Annotated in this window: 19 protein-coding genes; 7 read left to right on the forward strand and 12 right to left on the reverse strand. The window is 64.5% G+C overall.

Annotation, left to right across the window (positions count from 1 at the left end; all coding sequences use genetic code 11):
* Positions 1-56: 56 nt before the first annotated feature.
* Positions 57-1,277, reverse strand: coding sequence for an FAD-dependent oxidoreductase (locus tag HZB49_RS01375; protein ID WP_291608664.1), 1,221 nt, complete (start codon positions 1,275-1,277; stop codon positions 57-59).
* A gap of 276 nt (positions 1,278-1,553) precedes the next feature.
* Here HZB49_RS01375 and HZB49_RS01380 point away from each other — a divergent pair, with 276 nt between their 5' ends.
* Together HZB49_RS01380 and HZB49_RS01385 are read left to right on the forward strand one after the other, a co-directional pair.
* A complete protein-coding gene (locus HZB49_RS01380; protein WP_291608666.1) occupies positions 1,554-2,336 on the forward strand; it encodes an enoyl-CoA hydratase-related protein in 783 nt (260 codons plus the stop codon).
* Positions 2,337-2,339: 3 nt separating this feature from the next.
* Positions 2,340-2,912 carry a histidine phosphatase family protein gene (locus tag HZB49_RS01385; RefSeq protein ID WP_291608667.1) on the forward strand — a complete coding sequence of 191 codons (573 nt, stop codon included), beginning with the start codon at positions 2,340-2,342 and terminating at the stop codon, positions 2,910-2,912.
* A gap of 2 nt (positions 2,913-2,914) precedes the next feature.
* Here HZB49_RS01385 and HZB49_RS01390 read toward each other — a convergent pair whose 3' ends face one another.
* Both HZB49_RS01390 and HZB49_RS01395 read right to left on the reverse strand, forming a co-directional pair.
* Positions 2,915-3,700 (reverse strand): substrate-binding domain-containing protein, encoded by a 786-nt coding sequence (locus HZB49_RS01390; RefSeq protein ID WP_291608668.1) that lies wholly within the window; start codon positions 3,698-3,700, stop codon positions 2,915-2,917.
* Positions 3,697-5,412, reverse strand: coding sequence for an IlvD/Edd family dehydratase (locus tag HZB49_RS01395; RefSeq protein ID WP_291608669.1), 1,716 nt, complete (start codon positions 5,410-5,412; stop codon positions 3,697-3,699). Before HZB49_RS01395 ends, HZB49_RS01390 begins: the two co-directional genes overlap by 4 nt.
* Positions 5,413-5,559: 147 nt before the next feature.
* Between HZB49_RS01395 and HZB49_RS01400 the strand changes: the two genes are divergently transcribed.
* A complete protein-coding gene (locus HZB49_RS01400) occupies positions 5,560-6,249 on the forward strand; it encodes a GntR family transcriptional regulator (RefSeq protein ID WP_291608670.1) in 690 nt (229 codons plus the stop codon).
* A 90-nt stretch (positions 6,250-6,339) separates the two neighbouring features.
* Here HZB49_RS01400 and HZB49_RS01405 read toward each other — a convergent pair whose 3' ends face one another.
* On the reverse strand, positions 6,340-7,161 hold the full coding sequence (locus tag HZB49_RS01405; RefSeq protein ID WP_291608671.1) for an NAD(P)-dependent oxidoreductase: 822 nt from the start codon (positions 7,159-7,161) through the stop codon (positions 6,340-6,342).
* 93 nt (positions 7,162-7,254) lie between these two features.
* Here HZB49_RS01405 and HZB49_RS01410 point away from each other — a divergent pair, with 93 nt between their 5' ends.
* On the forward strand, positions 7,255-8,223 hold the full coding sequence (locus HZB49_RS01410; RefSeq protein WP_291608672.1) for an SMP-30/gluconolactonase/LRE family protein: 969 nt from the start codon (positions 7,255-7,257) through the stop codon (positions 8,221-8,223).
* A gap of 220 nt (positions 8,224-8,443) precedes the next feature.
* Here HZB49_RS01410 and HZB49_RS01415 read toward each other — a convergent pair whose 3' ends face one another.
* Entirely contained in the window at positions 8,444-9,874 is a 1,431-nt protein-coding gene (locus HZB49_RS01415) for an aldehyde dehydrogenase family protein (RefSeq protein ID WP_291608673.1), read from the reverse strand.
* Positions 9,875-10,183: 309 nt separating this feature from the next.
* A complete protein-coding gene (locus tag HZB49_RS01420; protein WP_291608674.1) occupies positions 10,184-12,550 on the reverse strand; it encodes a transketolase in 2,367 nt (788 codons plus the stop codon).
* 135 nt (positions 12,551-12,685) lie between these two features.
* Between HZB49_RS01420 and HZB49_RS01425 the strand changes: the two genes are divergently transcribed.
* Positions 12,686-13,147: an Lrp/AsnC family transcriptional regulator gene (locus tag HZB49_RS01425; RefSeq protein WP_291608676.1), complete on the forward strand. Its 462-nt coding sequence runs from the start codon at positions 12,686-12,688 to the stop codon at positions 13,145-13,147.
* 154 nt (positions 13,148-13,301) lie between these two features.
* Here the strand turns inward: HZB49_RS01425 and HZB49_RS01430 are convergent, their stop codons facing one another.
* From HZB49_RS01430 to HZB49_RS01440, 3 genes are all read right to left on the reverse strand, one after another.
* Positions 13,302-13,592 carry a hypothetical protein gene (locus tag HZB49_RS01430; RefSeq protein WP_291608677.1) on the reverse strand — a complete coding sequence of 97 codons (291 nt, stop codon included), beginning with the start codon at positions 13,590-13,592 and terminating at the stop codon, positions 13,302-13,304.
* A 139-nt stretch (positions 13,593-13,731) separates the two neighbouring features.
* Positions 13,732-13,959, reverse strand: coding sequence for a hypothetical protein (locus HZB49_RS01435; RefSeq protein WP_291608678.1), 228 nt, complete (start codon positions 13,957-13,959; stop codon positions 13,732-13,734).
* Positions 13,960-13,975: 16 nt separating this feature from the next.
* Entirely contained in the window at positions 13,976-14,113 is a 138-nt protein-coding gene (locus HZB49_RS01440; protein ID WP_291608679.1) for a hypothetical protein, read from the reverse strand.
* A gap of 158 nt (positions 14,114-14,271) precedes the next feature.
* Here HZB49_RS01440 and HZB49_RS01445 point away from each other — a divergent pair, with 158 nt between their 5' ends.
* Positions 14,272-14,517, forward strand: coding sequence for a hypothetical protein (locus tag HZB49_RS01445; RefSeq protein ID WP_291608680.1), 246 nt, complete (start codon positions 14,272-14,274; stop codon positions 14,515-14,517).
* A 48-nt stretch (positions 14,518-14,565) separates the two neighbouring features.
* Here HZB49_RS01445 and HZB49_RS01450 read toward each other — a convergent pair whose 3' ends face one another.
* The 3 genes from HZB49_RS01450 to HZB49_RS01460 all read right to left on the reverse strand — a co-directional run bounded on the left by HZB49_RS01450 (position 14,566) and on the right by HZB49_RS01460 (position 18,016).
* A complete protein-coding gene (locus HZB49_RS01450; protein ID WP_291608681.1) occupies positions 14,566-15,738 on the reverse strand; it encodes a fumarylacetoacetate hydrolase family protein in 1,173 nt (390 codons plus the stop codon).
* 124 nt (positions 15,739-15,862) lie between these two features.
* Positions 15,863-16,843, reverse strand: coding sequence for an ABC transporter substrate-binding protein (locus HZB49_RS01455; RefSeq protein WP_291608682.1), 981 nt, complete (start codon positions 16,841-16,843; stop codon positions 15,863-15,865).
* A 90-nt stretch (positions 16,844-16,933) separates the two neighbouring features.
* Positions 16,934-18,016: a zinc-binding dehydrogenase gene (locus HZB49_RS01460; protein ID WP_291608683.1), complete on the reverse strand. Its 1,083-nt coding sequence runs from the start codon at positions 18,014-18,016 to the stop codon at positions 16,934-16,936.
* Between the two features lie 189 nt (positions 18,017-18,205).
* On the opposite strand from HZB49_RS01460, the gene HZB49_RS01465 reads away from it, so the two are divergent.
* Entirely contained in the window at positions 18,206-19,144 is a 939-nt protein-coding gene (locus HZB49_RS01465; protein WP_291608684.1) for a LysR family transcriptional regulator, read from the forward strand.
* The last annotated feature ends 13 nt before the right edge of the window (positions 19,145-19,157 follow it).

Below are 19,157 nucleotides of genomic sequence, written 5' to 3' on the forward strand. Positions count from 1 at the left end.
TTCGGGGAGAAAGTCGCCGAAATAATTTCTCGATGCAAGTGGAAGCGCGTTGCGACTTAAGTCAGGGCGCTCTTGAGATCGAAGCCGGGATCGGCCGCCTGCTCCGGAATGATTGAACCATTTTGGGCAAGCAGCCTCCGGCCGAACATGTGGTCGCCGGCGCGGTTGACGGATTCGATGCCGAGAAGCTTTTCGCCCTTGTAGCAGAAGGCTGAGAACTGCCCCTGCGCGCGGTCGCCACGAACGACTACGCGGTCGTAGCCGGTGGTGAGGCCCACCATCTGCAGCTTGTCCGGCCCCTGGTCGCTCCAGAACCAGGGCAGGCCGTCATAAACGTCGTCCTTGCCGGTCAGCCGCGCCGCCACGCACCGCGCGTGGTCGGTGGCGTTCTGAACGGACTCCAGCCGCAGCGATCCGCCAAACCGCTGGCTGGCATAGAGTGCGCAGTCGCCGATCGCCGAGATGTTCTGATCGGCGGTGAGCAGATGATCGTTGACGATGATGCCGGAAGCGACCGGAAGCCCCGCCTCCCCGGCAAGTTCGACATTCGGCAGCACGCCGACGCCGACCACGATGAGATCGGCCGGGATGTGCCGGCCGTCGCTGAGGCTGACGCCGGTGACCTTCCTGCCGTCGCTCTCGATGCTGGTGACCTGCACGCCGAGATGGATGCAAACGCCGGCCGCAGCGAAACGCTGCTGGGAGAATTCGGAGATTTCCGCCGTCACCGCTCGCCCCATCACGCGCGCACCAAGTTCGACCACGTCGACCTCGAGCCCCTTGGCGCGCGCGGTCGCGGCGAATTCGAGGCCTATGAAGCCGGCGCCGATCACGACGACATGGTGATGATCGGTCATGCGGTCGCGCAGCACCTGGCTCTCGTCGAGCGTGCGCAGATAGCGCACGTCTTCGAGCGTGGCGTTGGGAAGATCGAGCAGGCGGTTGCGCGCGCCAGTGGCGAGCACGAGATGGCCATAGTCGAGCGACGAGCCGGAAGCGAGCTTCAGCTTGCGCGCGGCGCGGTCGATCGCCGTGCCGCGATCGGCGACCAGTTCGATCTTCTGGTCGTGGAAGAATTTTTCCGGCCGGAAGCTAAGGGTTTCCGGACCGCCGGTGCCCTTGAGATAGGCCTTCGACAGGGGCGGCCGCTGGTACGGCAGATGGCCCTCGTCATTGACGAGCAGGATGCGTTCGGCGAAGCCGTTTTGCCGCAGCGACATGGCGAGCTGGAAGCCGGCATGTCCCGCGCCGGCGACGACAACCGATCCCGCCGTCATTGGTCACGCCCGGTCGCAAGCCCAATCGAAAGGGCACAGGAAATACCCACGTCGTCACCTCTTCGCCGATTTTGGTGCTTGCCACGTCATCCCCGGAGGCGGCGGCGTGCGCCTCTCCGCAGAATGGCGGCATTTCTGGCATCGCGGATTGAGGCAGCGCAAGCGCCAATCCCCTGCCCCGCGACGGGGCAAATCTTGCAGACTTCTCCGGGATTGTCACCTGCCCCTTCCCGGACTTAAATGCGCGGCCGAACTTCCGACACGGGGCCTTTTCAGATGTCTGCAACCACCGAACCCGCTACTCTTTCGATCGACGGGGCGATCGCCACCATCACGCTGAACCGGCCCGAAGCGTTCAATTCGGTCAATCTGGCGATCGCGCAGAAGCTGGAGCAACTCGGCGCCGAGGTCGAGGCCAATGACGCCATCAAGGTGCTGGTGATCCAGGGCGAAGGCCGCGCCTTCTCCGCCGGCGGCGATCTGCAGACCATCGGTGCGGCGGCGGAGGCCGATGCCATCGCGCCCGTGGTCGGCGAACTCCTGAAGCACTATCACGCCTTCATCGAGACGGTGCGACGGATGCCCAAGATCGTGCTCTCCAGCGTGCATGGTTCGGCGGCCGGCGCCGGCATGGGACTCGCCTTCATCACCGATCTCTGCATCGCGGCCGAGGACGCCAAGTTCACGCCGGCCTATGCCAAGATCGGCGTTTCGCCCGATGGCGGCAGCACCGTCGGCATGGTGGGCACGGTCGGCGTGCGCCGCGCGTTCCAGATCTTTCTGGCGGAAGACAGTTTTACCGCGCAGCAGGCCTATGACTGGGGGCTGGTCGCAAGGGTGGTTCCGCCGGACGAGCTGAAGGCGGCGACGAAAAAACTCGCCGAGCGGCTGGCGCGCAATCCGCCGGCGGCAATCGGCGCAACCAAGGCGCTGCTCTACCAGGCTACAACGACGCCGACCAAGGCACAGCTCGCTGCCGAGGAGAAGAAGATCATCGACTGCATGCACACGGAGGATTTCCGCGTTGCCGTGAAGAAATTCACCAGCAAATCGAAGTAGGCGATGTCAGCACCGTCACGCTCCTTCATCTGCCTGCGCCATGGGGCCACCGACTGGAACAGGCAGGGGCTGTTCCAGGGCCGCACCGACAATCCGCTGAACGATGACGGCATCGCGCAGGCGCATGCGGCCGCGGAGAAGTTGCGCGCCGTCGAGCTCACCCATGTCGTGTCCAGCCCCCTGCTCCGCGCGGTGCAGACCGCCGAGATCATTGCCGGCCTTGCATCCAGGACCGTTACGCTCGATCACGGCCTGATCGAACTCGATTTCGGCAGTTTTGAAGGAAGGCCGGTTCGCGAGCTGATGATGCAGCACCGCAAGAACAGCGCGCAGGGGCTGGTCGACATGCTGCCGGCGGATTCCGAGCCATGGGCCGATGTCGCCTCGCGCGCAGTGCGCTCGGTCAGCCACTGGCTCGACCGCCATCCCGGGGATGAAATCCTGTTCGTCTGCCACGACGCCGTCATGCAATCGATGGCGCAACGACTGACCGGTAATTTCTTCAAGAACGGCCACGGCAGGCCGTTCCGCTTCACGCGGACGGATGACGTCTGGACCGTGGTCGAGGTCGGCTGACCCTATTTGGAAGCCGTTCGCGGCTCCAGTCCGGCACCCCTGATGGCCCCGGCTGCGCGCGCCGAGGTGAGGAATTCGATCAGCCGCTTGCCGGACTGCGGCTCGCTCGCGCCGGCCACCACGGCGGCTGAAAACGTCTGGATGAACTGGATCTCCATGGGGAGCACCCCGGCGAGGTCCACGCCCTTGTCGTGCAGGATTTCGCTGACCGGCAGCACCGCAAGCTCCGCCTCGCCCGCCCCAACCATTGCCGTAGCGCCGGCGCCGCGGGGGCTTACCTTGACGTTGATCGTCTCCGCGATGCCGAGCCGCGGGAACAACTCCTTCATGAGCCAGATGCCGGACGTGCTGGCCGGAACTGCCACGACCCTGGCCTTGAGGAGCGCCTGCCTGATCGCATCGACTGTGCCAAGGTCCGGCTTTGCGGCCCCCGCACGCACGGCGACGCCGACACCGACCGTTGCAAGATTGACATCCGTGCCGGCGGCGATGCGGTTGGCGGCGATCAGGCCGTCGAGCCCCTCGCGCGAGAGGATCACGACGTCCGCGTTCTCCCCGCGGGCGAGCTGCGCGCCGATGGTTTGCGGCCCGTCGCCCTGGGAGGCGCCGGATCCGGTCGTCACCTTGATGCCGCTCGCCTGCTCGAATTCCGGCAGCAGTTGCTCATAGGCGCCGGAGAAGCCGCCCGAGATAATGACCTTCATCTGCGCATGGGCTCCTTGGGGACAGGCGAGCAGCGCAAGAACGGCAAGCACCTTCGCCGGAACCAGCATGCGCGATGCGCTCATCGGGGCTGACCCTTGCCGTTCTCGCGCATAAAGTCGAAATCGCAGCCTTCGTCGGCCTGCAGGATGGTCTCGTTGAACAGCCAGGCATAGCCGCGCCTGGCCCAATCCGGCGTCCTGGCCGGCGCAAGCGCGGCGTGGCGCTTCTTCAATTCGGCCTCGTCGACCAGCAGCTCGATGCGGCGCTTTGCGACGTCGAGCCGGATCAGGTCGCCGTTCCTCACCAGCGCCAGCGGCCCGCCGACCGCGGATTCCGGAGTGATGTGCAGCACGATGGTGCCGAAGGCGGTGCCGCTCATCCGCGCATCCGAAATGCGCACCATGTCCTTGACGCCCGTGCGCGCCAGCTTCCTGGGGATCGGCAGATAGCCGGCCTCCGGCATGCCCGGCGCGCCCTTCGGCCCCGCATTGCGCAGCACCAGCACGTCCTCGGCGGTGACGTCGAGACCGGGATCGTCGACCCGCAGCGTCATGTCCTCGACCGACTCGAACACCACCGCACGGCCGGTGTGCTGCAGCAGCTTTGGGCTTGCCGCCGACTGCTTGATGACGGCGCCGCGCGGGGCGAGATTGCCATGCAGAATCGCGAGCGCGCCTTCCGCCTTGATCGGATTGGCCCTGGCACGGATGGCGTCCTGGCCCGGCACTTCCTCTGCACCGGCTACGACTTCACGTAAAGTCGCACCGGTGATGGTTTTGGCATCGAGATCAATGAGATCGCCGAGCTGCTTCATCAGCTTCGGCACGCCGCCGGCGTGATGGAAGTGCTCCATGTAGTGATCGCCGGAGGGCTTGAGGTCGATCAACACGGGCACCTCGCGGCCGAGCTTGTCGAAGGCTTCGAGATCGATCCTGTGTTTGGTGCGATGGGCCATCGCCGTCAGATGGATCAGCCCGTTGGTGGAACCGCCGATCGCCTGCAGCACCACCTGCGCGTTGCGGAACGACGACGCGGTCAAGAATTCGCTGGGCTTCGGCCCCTTCGCCTTGGCCATGGCCGCGGCGACCCGGCCGCTCGCTTCCGCCGAGCGGAAACGTTCGGCATGCGGCGCCGGTATGGTGGCGCTCATCGGCAGCGACAGGCCCATCGCCTCGGTGATGCAGGCCATGGTGCTGGCGGTGCCCATCACCATGCAGGTGCCGACCGACGGCGCCAGCCGGCCGTTAACGGCCTCGATCTCGTTGTCGTCGATCTCGCCGGCACGGTACTTGGCCCACAGCCTTCGGCAATCGGTGCAGGCGCCCAGCACCTCGCCCTTGTGGTGGCCGACCACCATCGGGCCGACGGGAATGACGACGGTCGGCAGATCGGCGCTGATCGCGGCCATGATCTGCGCCGGCAAGGTCTTGTCGCAGCCGCCGATCACGACCACCGCATCCATCGGCTGGGCGCGGATCATCTCCTCCGTCTCCATCGCCATCAGGTTGCGCAGATACATCGAGGTCGGGTGGGAAAAGCTCTCGGCGATCGAGATGGTCGGAAACACGAAGGGCATCGCGCCCGACAGCATCGCGCCGCGCTTCACCGCTTCCAGGATCTGCGGCACGTTGCCGTGGCAGGGATTGTAGTCGCTGTAGGTGTTGGTGATGCCGACGATCGGACGGTCCAGCGCATCGTCGGAATAGCCCATCGCCTTGATGAAGGCCTTGCGCAGGAACAGCGAGAACCCGGCATCGCCATAGCTTGCCAATCCCTTGCGAAGCCCGTCGCTCATCTCTTCTTCCTTTTGCTTGGGCGCCCACTAAAGGAGTCCGCTGAATTATTGTCAATGCTCGATAATCCCTACGATGGGCAGCTCGGTGAAGCCGAGAAATGCGCGGCATTATTGACAATGAGCAGCGCCGCGTGCTGACTTCAAGTCATGACCGCGCAAGCCGCATCGCAGGCCTCGCCGCTCTCTCGCGAGGAGGAGCAGGCGGAAGTGATCCGCCGGCTGGAGGAGGACATCATCTTCGGCCGCTTCGCGCCGGGCTCGCGGCTGGTCGAGGACAGCCTGATGGGCCGCTATGGCGCGAGCCGGCACTTCGTCCGCCAAGCACTGTTCCAGCTCGAGCGGCAGGGCATCGTGCTGCGCGAGAAGAACATCGGCGCCACGGTACGGTTCTATTCCGCCGAGGAGGTGCGCCAGATCTACGAGGTACGGGAGATGCTGACGCGGCAGGCCGCGCTGATGATCCCCCTGCCAGCGCCTGCGAGCCTGATCGAGCAGCTCACCGAATTGCAGCGGCACTATTGCGAGAAGGCCGACGCGCAGGACCTGCGCGGCATCCATGAGGCCAACGACGCCTTTCACGTCGCGCTGTTCTCGGCCTGCGGCAATCCGTACCTGGTGCGCTCGCTAAGGGATTACATGAACATCACCCTGCCGATGCGGGCGAAGAATCTCGCCGACAAGGAAGGCCTCGCGCTGTCGCGCCGCCAGCATGAATTGATGATCGAGCTGCTGAAGGGCCGCGACAGCTGGGCGTTCGCGCAGCTCTGCGTCGATCACATGCAATACAGCAAGTCGGATTATCTCGGGCGTATCGCCGGAGATAAGCGACCGAAGTAGTCGCTGTCATTCCGGGATGGTCCGAAGGACCAGACCCGGAATCTCGAGATCCCGGGTTCGATGCTTCGCATCGCCCCGGAATGACCGCTTCTATTTCTTCCACTCCACAACGCGGCTCTTGTCGCCGTCGAACTCCATGCTGCAGAACGCACCGCCCTGGTAGAAATCGCCGACCGGGTCGGGCTTGAGCTTTGCCTGCTCGGCAAACGCGTGCTCGCGGAAATCTTCTGCCCTGCCGGTCGGGCGATAGCCGAGGTCGTAGGCGCGGTGGTTGTCCCACCACGCGCGCTCGTTGTAGGAGGCGCCATAGAGCACTTCGAAATGGATGTCGGGATGCTCGAGCCCGATGCGACAGAGCTGCACCAGGTCTTCCGGCTTGAGCCAGATCGACAGCCGGCGATGGTCCAGCGGCACCTCGCCGAAATTGCCGATGCGCAGGCACGTCACCTTCATGCCGTGCTTGTCGGCATAGAGCGCGCCCATCGCCTCGCCAAAGACCTTGCTGACACCGTAGCGGCTGTCGGGCCGCGCGGTGACGTCGGCGCCGATGCGGTGGTGGCGCGGATAGAAGCCGACGGCGTGGTTGGACGAGGCGAAGATCACGCGCTTGACGCCCTTCTTGTAGGCGGCCTCGAACAGATTGTAGCAACCGATGATGTTGGCCTGGTGGATCTGGTCCCAGCTGCCTTCGATGGAATAGCCGCCGAAATGCAGGATGCCGTCGACGCCCTCGCAGATCGCCTCGACCTGCGCGAGGTCGGCGAGGTCGGCCGCCTTGAATCTTTCGGAGCCGGCGAGATCGGCCGGCTTCTTGATGTCGCTGAGCACGAGGTCCGGATAGACCGGCGGCAGCAGCTTGCGCAGGCTCGTTCCAATGCCCCCCGCGGCGCCAGTCATCAATATGCGTGGCATCGCTTCCCTCATTTTGGTTGCGATCATTTGCGGTCGTCGACCGAGGGTGATAGCAAACCAACTTGCGAGGAAACGCAATAACGAGAACAGCAAATGTCCGATGCAACTTCATACGCGGCCGGATGGCGGCAGGCGACCCATTATCCCGATCCCGCGATCCGTGCGCTCGATCCGCGCTTCGAGAAATACTGGTTGAAGTTGTCTGCCGTGGAGCGGCTGACCACGGGCCTTCGCTGGGCGGAAGGCCCGGTGTGGTTCGGCGACGGGCGTTATCTGCTGTGCAGCGACATCCCGAACCAGCGCATCCTCAAGTGGGAGGAAGAGACCGGCGCGGTCAGCATTTTCCGCAAGCCGTCGAACTTCGCCAACGGCAACACCCGCGACCGCCAGGGAAGGCTCATCACCTGCGAGCATGGCGGGCGGCGTGTGGTGCGCACCGAATATGACGGCTCGATCACCGTGTTGATGGATTCCTTCAACGGCAAGCGGCTGAACTCGCCGAACGATGTGGTGGTTAAATCCGACGGCTCGATCTGGTTCACCGATCCCATTTTCGGCCTGCTCGGCAATTACGAGGGCTACAAGGCCGAGTCCGAGATCGATATGAACGTCTACCGGATCGACGGGCAAACGGGGAAAGCCAGCATAGTCGCCGAAGGCGTGCTGGGGCCGAACGGGCTTGCCTTCTCGCCGGATGAAAAGATCCTCTACGTGATCGAATCTCGGGGCGTGCCGACCCGGAAAATCCTCGCCTATGACGTCTCGCCCTCCGGCGACAAGCTTTCCAACAAGCGCGTCTTCGTCGATGCCGGGCCCGGCACGCCGGACGGCTTTCGCGTCGACATCGACGGCAATCTCTGGTGCGGCTGGGGCATGGGCGATCCCGAGCTCGACGGCGTCGTGGTGTTCGCCCCCGACGGCGTCATGATCGGCCGAATCGCGCTGCCCGAGCGCTGCGCCAACGTCTGCTTCGGCGGCCTTAAGCGCAACCGCCTGTTCATGGCGGCGAGCCAGTCGATCTATGCGCTGTATGTGAACACGCAGGGAGCGTCGGGGGGATAGCCGCAACCACAACTGTCGTCCCTGCGAACGCAGGGACTCATAACCACAATAAGCTGTTGTTGGGGCGAGCTGGAGCTCCAGCTTTCGCAAAACGACTTCCTGTGGTTATGGGTCCCGGCTCGCGCTTCGCTTGGCCGGGACGACAGCGGAGTATGACGCGGCAAACAAAGAACGCCGGGGCGATGGCTCGCCCCGGCGTCCTGTTTCTCTCGCGATCAGCTTACGCCGCGTTGAAGCCGGCGACGGCCTTGACCTCGAGATATTCCTCCAGGCCGTACTTGCCCCATTCGCGGCCGTTGCCGGACTGCTTGTAGCCGCCGAACGGCGCGGTGCGGTCGTTCGGCACGCCCTGCAAATTGACGTTGCCGGCGCGGATCTGGCGGGCGACCTTGCGGGCGCGCTCGACGGTGCCGGCCGAGACGTAACCGGCAAGGCCGTACGGCGTGTCGTTGGCGATCTTGACGGCTTCGGCTTCGTCCTTGGCGCCGATGATGGTCAGCACCGGTCCGAAGATTTCCTCCTTCGCGATCGTCATGTCGTTGGTGACGTCGGCGAAGATGGTCGGACGGACATAGAAGCCCTTGTTGACGCCCTCGGGCAGGCCCGGGCCGCCGGCGACGAGCGTTGCGCCCTCGTCGATGCCCTTCTTGATCAGCGCCTGGATCTTGTCCCACTGGATGCGCGACACGACGGGGCCGATGGTGGTCCCTTCGGCGCGGGGATCGCCCGCCTTGGTCTTGTCGGCGACGCCCTTGGCGATCGCGGCCACTTCCTTCATCTTCGACAGCGGCACTATCATGCGCGACGGCGCGTTGCAGGACTGGCCGGAGTTGTTGAACATGTGCATCACGCCGCCGGTCACCGCCTTGGCGAGGTCGGCGTCGTCGAGGATGACGTTCGGCGACTTGCCGCCGAGCTCCTGGCTGACGCGCTTCACGGTCGGCGCGGCGCGCTTGGCCACGTCGACGCCGGCGCGGGTGGAGCCGGTGAAGGAGATCATGTCGATATCGGGATGCTCGGACATGGCGGCGCCGACTTCGGGGCCGAGGCCGTTGATCAGGTTGAACACGCCCTTCGGCACGCCGGCTTCATGGAGGATTTCGGCGAAGATCAGCGCCGAGGTCGGGGTGAACTCGGAGGGCTTGAGGATCATGGTGCAGCCGGCGGCAAGCGCGGGCGCCACCTTGCAGGCGATCTGGTTGAGCGGCCAGTTCCAGGGCGTGATCATGCCGATGACGCCGACCGGCTCGCGCACCACGACGGCGGTGCCGACATTCTCTTCGAAGTGGTAGTTCTTCAGCACTTCCAGGGTGGAAGCGATGTGGCCGAGACCGGCACCGGCCTGCAACCTCTCGGCCATCGGCAACGGCGCGCCCATCTCGTCGGAAACGGCGGCGCCGATTTCCTTCATGCGGCCCTTGTAGACCTCGATGATCTTCTCGAGCAGCGCGACGCGCTCCTCGCGGGTGGTCTGGGAATAGGTCTCGAAGGCGCGCTTGGCGGCGGCGACGGCCTTGTCGAGGTCGGCCTTGGAGCCGAGCGCAACCTCATACATCGCTTCTTCCGTCGCTGGATTGACGACGGGGGTGGACTTCTTGACGACCGGATCGACCCAGGCGCCGTCGATGTAGAATTGCATGCGATTGACCATCGGAAACCTCTTAACTTGCGGGGGCATTCAGGGGAGAACGGAAAGCGTTCGGCAGGCATCCTTGCACGAAAGCCGGGGGGTGTGGAACCCGCCATATGCGGGTGGCCGCGATGCGGCGGACGCGCGGAATATAGGGGGTCGGGTGCGAGGGGGGCAAGGTGACCCGGAGGTGACTGCTGCCCTCCCCCTGCAAGGGGAGGGTTGGGTGGGGGGCAGCCGCTTGCTCCGACGATGCCGAAACAGTGACCCTCACCCGCTTTGCATCTTCGATGCAAAGCGACCTCTCCCTTGCAGGGAGAGGTAAGAAATTTACACCGCCATCTTCCTATGCCGCACCGGGGCGCCGACGGTGAGGCTTTCCGCCGCATCGATGATGGCATTGGCATCCAGGCCGTGGTGGCGGTAGAGGTCGCCGATGGTGCCGGTCTGGCCAAAACGCTCGACGCCGAGCGCCTCGACGCGGTTGCCGCGGACGCTGCCGAGCCAGCCGAGCGCCGAAGGATGGCCGTCGATGACGGTGACGATGCCGCAATCGCGCGACAGCGGCGCCAGCAAGTTCTCGATATGGCTGAGATACTGTACGCCACGGCGGTCGCGGCGCAACTTTCGCGCGGCAGTCCACCCGGCATGCAAGCGGTCGGCCGAGGTGATCGCGAGCAGGCCGACATCGCGATGGCTTTCGCCGATGAAGCCGACCGCCTCGATCGCCTCCGGCGCCACCGCGCCGGTATAGGCGATCACGATGTCGCAATTCGGCCCCGGCTTGCGCAGCCAGTAGGCGCCCTCTGTGATCTCATGATGCAGCACCGCGCTCATCGGGCGCTGCGGCTGCTCGACGTTGCGCGTCGACAGGCGCAAATAGACCGAACCACCCTCCCCGCCTTCGCGCTGCATATGCTCAAAGCCCCAACGCATGATCACGGCGAGTTCATCGACGAAAGCCGGTTCGAACGAGGCGAGGCCGTCCTGCGCCATGCCGATCAGCGGCGTCGCGATCGACTGATGTGCGCCGCCTTCCGGCGCCAGCGTGATGCCCGACGGCGTTGCCGCCACCATGAAGCGCGCATCCTGGTAGCAGGCGTAGTTCAGCGCATCGAGGCCGCGCTCGATGAAGGGATCGTAGAGCGTGCCGACCGGCAGCAGCCGTTCGCCGTTGATGGAATGCGACAGGCCCAGCGCTGACAGCATGATGAACAAATTCATCTCGGCGATGCCGAGCTCGATGTGCTGGCCTTTCGGCGAGAACTCCCAGGTGAAGGCCGAGGGAATCTTCTCCTGCCGGAACAGGTCGTGGTTCTCGGCCTTGGCAAACAACCCGCGCCGGTTCACCCACGCCCCGAGATTGGTCGAGACGGTGACGTCGGGCGAGGTCGTGACGATGCGCGAGGCGAGCTCGGTGTCGCCGCGCGCCAGCTCGTTGAGGATCAGTCCAAAGCCCTGCTGCGTCGACATCTGGCTGGACGGCTTGAAGGCGAGCTCGCGCGGCACCTCGATCTCGGGCGCGGTCAGGCGCCGGCGGCCTTGCTGGTTGAACGGCACCGCCGCCAGGAATGCTTCGAGCTTTGCCGCATCCTGCGGCAAGCCTTCGAACTTGTCCCACTCATGGCCGGGACGGATGCTTTGCGATGCGCGCCATTTCTCCATCTGTGCCACCGTCATCAGGCCGGCATGGTTGTCCTTGTGACCCTGCATCGGTAGCCCAACGCCCTTGATGGTATAGGCGATGAAGCAGACCGGACGGTCGTGGTCGATGGCCTCAAAAGCCTCGATCATGCTCGCCATGTCGTGGCCGCCCAGGTTTGACATCAGCGCGAGCAGCTCGTCGTCGCTGCGGCGACCGATCAGCGCCGAGACCGGACCCTGGTCGCCGATGTCGTCCTGCAGGTGCTTGCGGAAGGCGGCGCCGCCCTGGAAGCAGAGCGCGGCGTACATCTGGTTCGGGCAATTGTCGATCCAGCGCCGCAACGCCTCGCCGCCGGGCTCGGCAAAGGCGGCCTGCATCAGCTTGCCGTATTTCACGATCACCACGTCCCAGCCGAAATTGCGGAACATGGATTCGAATTTTTCCCACAGCCCCTCGCGCACGACGGCATCGAGGCTCTGGCGGTTGTAGTCGACCACCCACCAGGTGTTGCGCAGGCTTTGCTTCCAGCCCTCGAGCAACGCCTCGAAGATGTTGCCCTCGTCCATCTCGGCATCGCCGACGAGGGCAATCATGCGCCCCTCCGGACGATCCTTCATCCAGCCGTGCGCCTTCACATAGTCCTGCACCAGCGAGGAGAACAGCGTTTGCGCGACGCCAAGGCCGACGGAGCCGGTGGAGAAATCGACGTCGTCGGTGTCCTTGGTACGCGAGGGATAGGACTGCGCGCCCTTGTAGCCGCGAAAATTCTCCAGCTTGTCGCGGGTCTGGTGCCCGAACAGATACTGGATCGCATGGAACACCGGGCTGGCGTGCGGCTTCACGGCGACGCGGTCCTGCGGCCGCAACACCGAGAAATACAGCGCCGACATGATATTGGCGAGCGAGGCGGAGGAAGCCTGGTGGCCGCCGACCTTCAGGCCATCCGTGTTGGGGCGGATGTGGTTGGCATGATGGATGGTCCACGACGACAGCCACAGCACCTTGCGGCTCAGCGCGGTCAGCATTTCCAGGCGTGCGGGCGTAATTCCCATGGCGGCAATTCCTGCGATGGCGAATGGCCAATTTTAATCCCGACGCAGCGGCCAAAAATCTCAAATTTTGGCGGCATACCCGGAGAAATTGGGATAAATTACCAAGATGTAACTCCAGACCATGAGTTTATCCCAATGCCTTCGCTCGACGCCATCGACCGCAAGATCCTCGGGCACCTGCAGACCGACGGCCGCATGACCATGCAGGAGCTGGCCGACAAGGTCGGGCTGTCGGTGTCGCCCTGCCACCGCCGAGTGAAGCTGCTGGAGGAGCGCGGCGTGATCTCGCGCTATGTCGCCACCGTCGACCAGAAGGCGCTCGGCCTGCATGTCAGCGTCTTCATCTCGATCAAGCTGGCGCGGCAGAAGGAGGAGGACCTCAACCGCTTCGCGCGCGCCATCTCGAAATGGGACGAGGTGCTGGAATGCTACCTGATGACCGGCAACCGCGATTATCTGCTGCGCGTCGTCGCCGCCGACCTGCCGTCCTATGAAGCTTTCTTGAAGAACAAGCTGACGCGGCTCGACGGCATCGCTTCGATCGAGTCGAGCTTTGCGCTCAGTCAGGTGAAATATTCGATCGCGCTTCCTGTGTGATCTGAACGAAGCGATGAGTCGCCTCACCCGTCGCCCCGGCGCTGGCCGGGGCCCATAACCACGACTGCGTGTGGTTATGCCGTGCTGGAGCCCCAGCTCGTTTCAACAATCGAAATCAGTGGTTATGGGTCCCGGCCTGCGCCGGGACGACGGTTCACGCGTTATCCTCGGCCTCGGCCGCCTCGTAGGAGCCGCGCCTGCCGGCGCCGCGAAGCACCCTCTTTCTGCGGGGCTGTTCGGCTTCCGCCTCGCGCAGGGCTGCGCGGACCTGGCGGGCCGACCTCATGACGCGGCGGATGGTCTGGTCGTGGGAATCCTCGTCGAAGAACAGCACGACCTCGCAAGTCGGGCATTGCCGGGAATAACCGTTCTGCAGCCGGCGGGCACGCTCGCGGAATGCGCTCTTGCAGCGACGGCAACGGACCTGAACGGAATCGTCGAACATGCAATCTCTGATCTGGTTGGCGACGATACTGCGTCACACTTGCTTTCATTGGGCAGAGCAAAGCAGGAGTGTTTGAATCAAGACCAAACGCGGCAGCCATCACGTGGGAACCGGTTAACAATTCCTTAGCAGTCAGGCGTCAGGGCGCGGCGCCCAGATCCGTGACCGCCAGTTTCGAAATCTGGAGGGGATCGCGAACGCCGCTCTGGCCGATCTCGACGATCTTCCTGGCGACGAGTTCCGTTAGCGGGTCGCTGCGATCGGCGAGACCGAGCGCCTGCAGCGTCGCTTCATAGGCCGCAACCAGCCGGCCGGTGTCTTCCGGCGCCAGCGGCATGTTCTGGAGGATCCGATGGATCGCCATCATGTGATGACCCGCAGCCCTAGGTCGGCTTCCGAAGGCCACTGCTATTGGCCCACTTCTCGATGTTCTCGATCACCCTTTCGTAGCCGGGACGCCGCGGCGGCGGCCGCTCGCCCGGCTTCGCAGGAAGTTCGATCTTGTCGGCTTTGTCTGTCATGGCGAGCGCCTCCTCGCCCCACGGAACACGTTAACGCATCCGCCTTTCCTAGTAAACTATTGATTTAATTATAGTATTTTACTCAGCTCACTCCAGAGAGGGAACCAGCTGCGATTTGGCGAGTTGAGTAGGTTACTCAATTGGCGTTGGAAACGGCGATGAACGAACTGCGCGACGAACGATTGCAGGTGATGCTCTCTCCCGAGGAGCTTGCTGCCGTTGACGATTTTCGCTTCAGGCATCGCATGCCGACGAGGGCCGCGGCCGTGCGCGAGTTGCTCAAGCTCGGCCTAGCGGCGATCGGAGTCGATGCCGCCAACGGCGGCAAATCGAGGGATTACGGCGTGTTCAGCCGCGGCCCCGGCGGCCACCGGCTGACAAAGGACTTGCCGGAGTCGGAGTGAGGTGTCCTAGGGGACCGTGGCGTGCGGTACGGCCTGCGCCAATCCGCCCTACAGCACCTTCCGCTTCGCCAGGTTCCGCATCAACTCGCCGATGCCGAAGGTCCAGGGCTCGCATTCATCGCTGCCGCGCATGCGGTTGACGAGCTTGCCCAGCTGCGGCGCCGATATCGTGACGATGTCGTCGCGCTTGTGCGTAAAACCCTGCCCCGGCGTGTCGCGATCCTTCACCGGCGCAAACATGGTGCCGAGGAACAGCGCAAAGCCGTCCGGATACTGGTGCACGCTGCCGATGGTCTGCGCCACGAGATCGGTGGGATCGCGGCTGATCTTGCCGATGGAGGAATGACCGTCGAGCACGAAGCCGTCGGCGCCCTTCACGGTGAGGCCGACATCCATCTTCCTGACGTCGTCGAGCGAGAACGTCCTGTCGAACAGGCGCAGCAGCGGGCCGATGGCGCAGGAGGCGTTGTTGTCCTTGGCCTTGGACAGCAGCAGCGCCGAGCGGCCCTCGAAGTCGCGCAGGTTCACGTCATTGCCGAGCGCGGCGCCGACGATCCGGCCGCGGCTCGACACCACCATCACCACTTCCGGCTCCGGATTGTTCCAGGTCGACTTGGGATGCAGTCCGGCATCCATGCCAGTGCCGACCGAGGAAAGCACCGGAGCCTTGGTGAAGACTTCGGCGTCGGGGCCGATGCCGACTTCGAGATACTGGCTCCAGGCGTTCTGGTCGATCAGGATCTGCTTCAGCTTCATCGCTTCCGCCGAGCCGGGCTTCAGTTTGGAAAGGTCGTCGCCGACGAGCCGCACCACTTCCTTGCGGATCGCCTCGGCGGAAGCCGGATTGCCGCGCGCCCGTTCCTCGATCACGCGCTCCAGCATCGAGATCGCAAAGGTGACGCCGGCGGCCTTCAGGACCTGCAGGTCGACCGGCGCCAGCAGCCACGGCTTGGCGCGATCACGGCGGTCGGGTGGCGTGTTGGCCAGGATGCTTTCGAGATCGCCGATCCGCGTTCCCTTGGCCGCCTGCAGCGCCGCGGCCGGATCGTCCTGCTCGCACAGCGCGCTGACGGTCGAAAAGCCTGTGCTGACGTCGAACACGCCGTCACCGCGCACCGCGACCACCGCGGGCCCCGCGGCCTCCGGCAGCCAGATCCGCCCGACCAGCGTGCCCGAAGTGCCGTCGTGCGGCAGGACGTCCTTTGCCGTGAGCGCGATCATGATGCCTCCCTTGTCCCCGCGTGCCTTTCCTGCGCGGCCGCTTCGGGAAGCCCTCTGTATGAAGGAATTCACAGCCAGGCAAGAGGCACACTTGCCTTGCCCGAATCCAGGATTGCGCGGAAAACTACTCGATCACCTCGTCGGCGCGCGCCAGCAGCGACTGCGGGATAGTAATGCCCAGCGTCTTCGCGGTCTTGTTGTTGATGACGAGCTCAAATCGTGTCGCCTGCCTTAGCGGCAGATCGCTTGGGCGCGCACCACCGAGGATTTTTGCGACCTGCTCGGCCGCGGTCGAGTAGATTTCATTCGCTGTCGCGCCATAAGACATCAGGCCGCCTGCATCGACGAAGAAACGGAACGCGTGCATCGAGGGTAGCCGCGCTTCGATGGCGAATTCTGCGAGCAGGCTCGGTCTCGGGTGGGAACTGAGTACGACGTCGGGATAGACGAACAAAGCTTGCGGTTTTTCGTTCGCGATTGTCGCGAGCTCCGGCAGCAACTCCTCGGCGGCTCCAACCTCTGCGGTCTGCAAGGTAATTCCAAGGCGCGGCGCAACCGCCTCGGTCATCTTGAGCGCGTTGGGAGCGGCCTGGGGATCATGCAGGAACATGACTCTTGAAGCCCCCGGCACCGCCTCGTGCAGCAGTTCGAGACGCTTTGGGCTCAATTCCGTGGTCATGCAGGTGACCCCGGTCAGGTTGCCTCGGCCGCGCGCAAGCTGCGTGACGTGCTCGAAAGGATCGCAGGAATAGACGACCAGCGGCGTGGTCTTCACGGCCTCGGCGACGATGCGTGCGGCCCGCGTTCCCATGGTAAAGAGAACATCAACCGGCAACCGCGCCAGCTCGGTCGCCAGCTTGGGCATCCGCTGGTACTGGCAATCCGCGAAGCGCTGTTCGAAGACGACGTTCTTGCCCTCGACATAGCCATGTTCGGCCAAGCGCGAGCGAAAGATTTCGAAGTTGGGTCGGCGCGGGCCCGGGCCGCAAACCTCCAGCCAGCCAACACGCGCAACAGCGTCCGCTTTTTGCGCCATGACCGGCGTCGGTATAGCCAACAGGCTGGCGCCCAACGCGAGAGCCGCGATGCCGATCCCTGTGCGCATTCCGACCACCCTTGGTTTGATGATCAATCCCGGCACGAGTGTGGTGGCAAGATTAGCACCGTGGCGGAAGTTGCGGAATGGCCAGTCAGCCTACCGCCACGGCTCGACGATGATCTTGGTGTGCTTTTCCGGATTGGCGAGATCGGCGAAGGCCTGCGCCACGCCGTCGATGCCGACGTGGCCTGTCACCAGCGAAGCGGCATCGACCGTGCCCTCGGCGATCAGGCGCAGCGAATAGGCAAACTCCTCCGGCGTGTAGCCGAGCACATATTGAACGTTGAGCTCCTTGAGGATGCCCAGCATCGGCTCGGAGCGGTCGCTCTCCATGCAGACGCCTACCACGACGATTTTGGCATCGCGCGGTGCACCCTCGAACACCTGTTGCAGCAGGCCGGGCACGCCGACGCATTCGAAGATCAGCGCGGGCTTCAGCGCTGGCAGCATCGCCTGCAGCGGCGGACGCGCCGCCTTTTCCTCCGGCGACATCTGGGCGTGTTCGGCCCAGGTGGCATAGGGCTGCGTGCGCGCGGGATCGACCACGATGTCGGCGCCCATCTTTTCCGCCAGCGCGCGCCGCATTGGCGAGTAATCGGCGGCGACGATCGGGTGCAGGCCCCTGAGCTTGAGCGCCGATATCACCGCGAGCCCGACCGGGCCACAGCCGATCACCAGCGGCACCTCGCCGCCCCGGATGTTGGCTTTCGCCACAGCATGGACCCCGACGGCGAGCGGCTCGGTCAGCGCAGCATGCGCGGCCTGCAGGCCGTTCGGCACTTCCAGCAGCAGCGGCTCGCTGAGCAGCATGCGCTCGGCATAGCCGCCGACATTGTCGTTGGAATAGCCGATGCCTTCGATCCCTGTGGGCGTCAGCAGCGCCGGCAGCGAGCACACTTTTGTGCCGGGCTTGAACTTGCGCTCCGTGCCGGGACCATATTCCAGCACCTCGCAGCAGAATTCGTGGCCGAATACGACGTCTCGCTTCAGGTCCATCGGTTTGCGGTGGGGGAAGTGTTTGGACAGCTCGACCATGCGGTGGGCATGCTGGCGCGCATGCAGGTCGGAACCGCAGATACCGCAGGCGAGCGTCTTGACCAGCACCTGGCCGGCCGCGGGCTTCGGATCCGGCCAGCTGTCGGCCACGATCTGGCCGTTGCGGAAAATGGCTGCGCGCATCCGGACTTATCCTCCCCTTTTTCCGGTTCCTTTGTCACAGGCAGGCGAGGAAGGAAAGAACGAAAGCGGGCCACGATGCCGACCGGCTTTCGCATCGATAGACGGCGGCTATGGCGATTCCGGAACGTGTCCCCCGCAGTTCCGCTAGACTGCAATGGATTACCTGCGATTTCCGAAGGGGCAGACTTCATGGAAATGCACCAGATCCGCTACTTCCTCGCGGTCAGCCGCACGCTGAATTTCACCCGCGCGGCCGACGAGTGCAACGTCGCCCAGCCGTCGCTGACCCGCGCCATCAAGCAGCTCGAGGCCGAGCTCGGCGGCGACCTGTTCCGCCGCGAACGCCCTGCCGCGCAGCTCACCGAACTCGGCCAGCGCATGCATCCGCTGCTCAAGCAGTGCTACGAGGCCGCCGTCGGCGCCCGCTCGCTCGCCACCTCCTTCAAGGGCGGCAAGATCGGTACCCTGCGGATCGCCATTGCGGACGCAGTCGACATCGCTCTGCTGATTCCCCACCTCAACCAGTTGAAGCGGATGTTCAACGCGCTCGAGTTCAGGCTGCTGCGCGGCAACAGCAAGGAAATCGGCGAATATCTCAAGAAGGGTGATGCCGAGCTCGGCATTGCCGTCGAGATCGACCGCGACTGGGACCGTCTCGACAGCTGGCCGCTGTTCACCGAAAGCTTTCAGCTCGTCGTCAACCGTTGCCATCCGCTCGCCGACAGTGGCCCGGTGGACGTCGAGGCGCTGAGGCAGCAGCCGTCGCTGTCGCGCGGCTATTGCGAATATGCGGAGCGGGTGAGTGCGGCACTGCGCGCGGGCGACGTCGATAGCGGCGGCAGTCACGAGGTGTCCTGCGAGCACGACCTGATCAAGCTGCTGGAGGCCGATATCGGCATGGCGATCATGCCGCGCAGCGCCTCCACGCCGGACACCCTGCGGCGCGCCGAGGTCGAAGGTCTCGACATCAAGCGCACCGTGCAGCTCTACGGCGTCGCCGGGCGCGAGCGCACGGCAGTCGCCTCCGCCGTCATGAAGATGCTGCGCAGCGCCGACTGGCAGGCCTTCACACAGCCGGCCGCGCCGCCGAACGACGCCAAGCCGCCCCTCTCCATCATCGCCGCCTGACCGGGACAACAAC

It is taken from the genome of Bradyrhizobium sp. (assembly GCF_016219575.1).
Classification (GTDB): domain Bacteria; phylum Pseudomonadota; class Alphaproteobacteria; order Rhizobiales; family Xanthobacteraceae; genus Bradyrhizobium.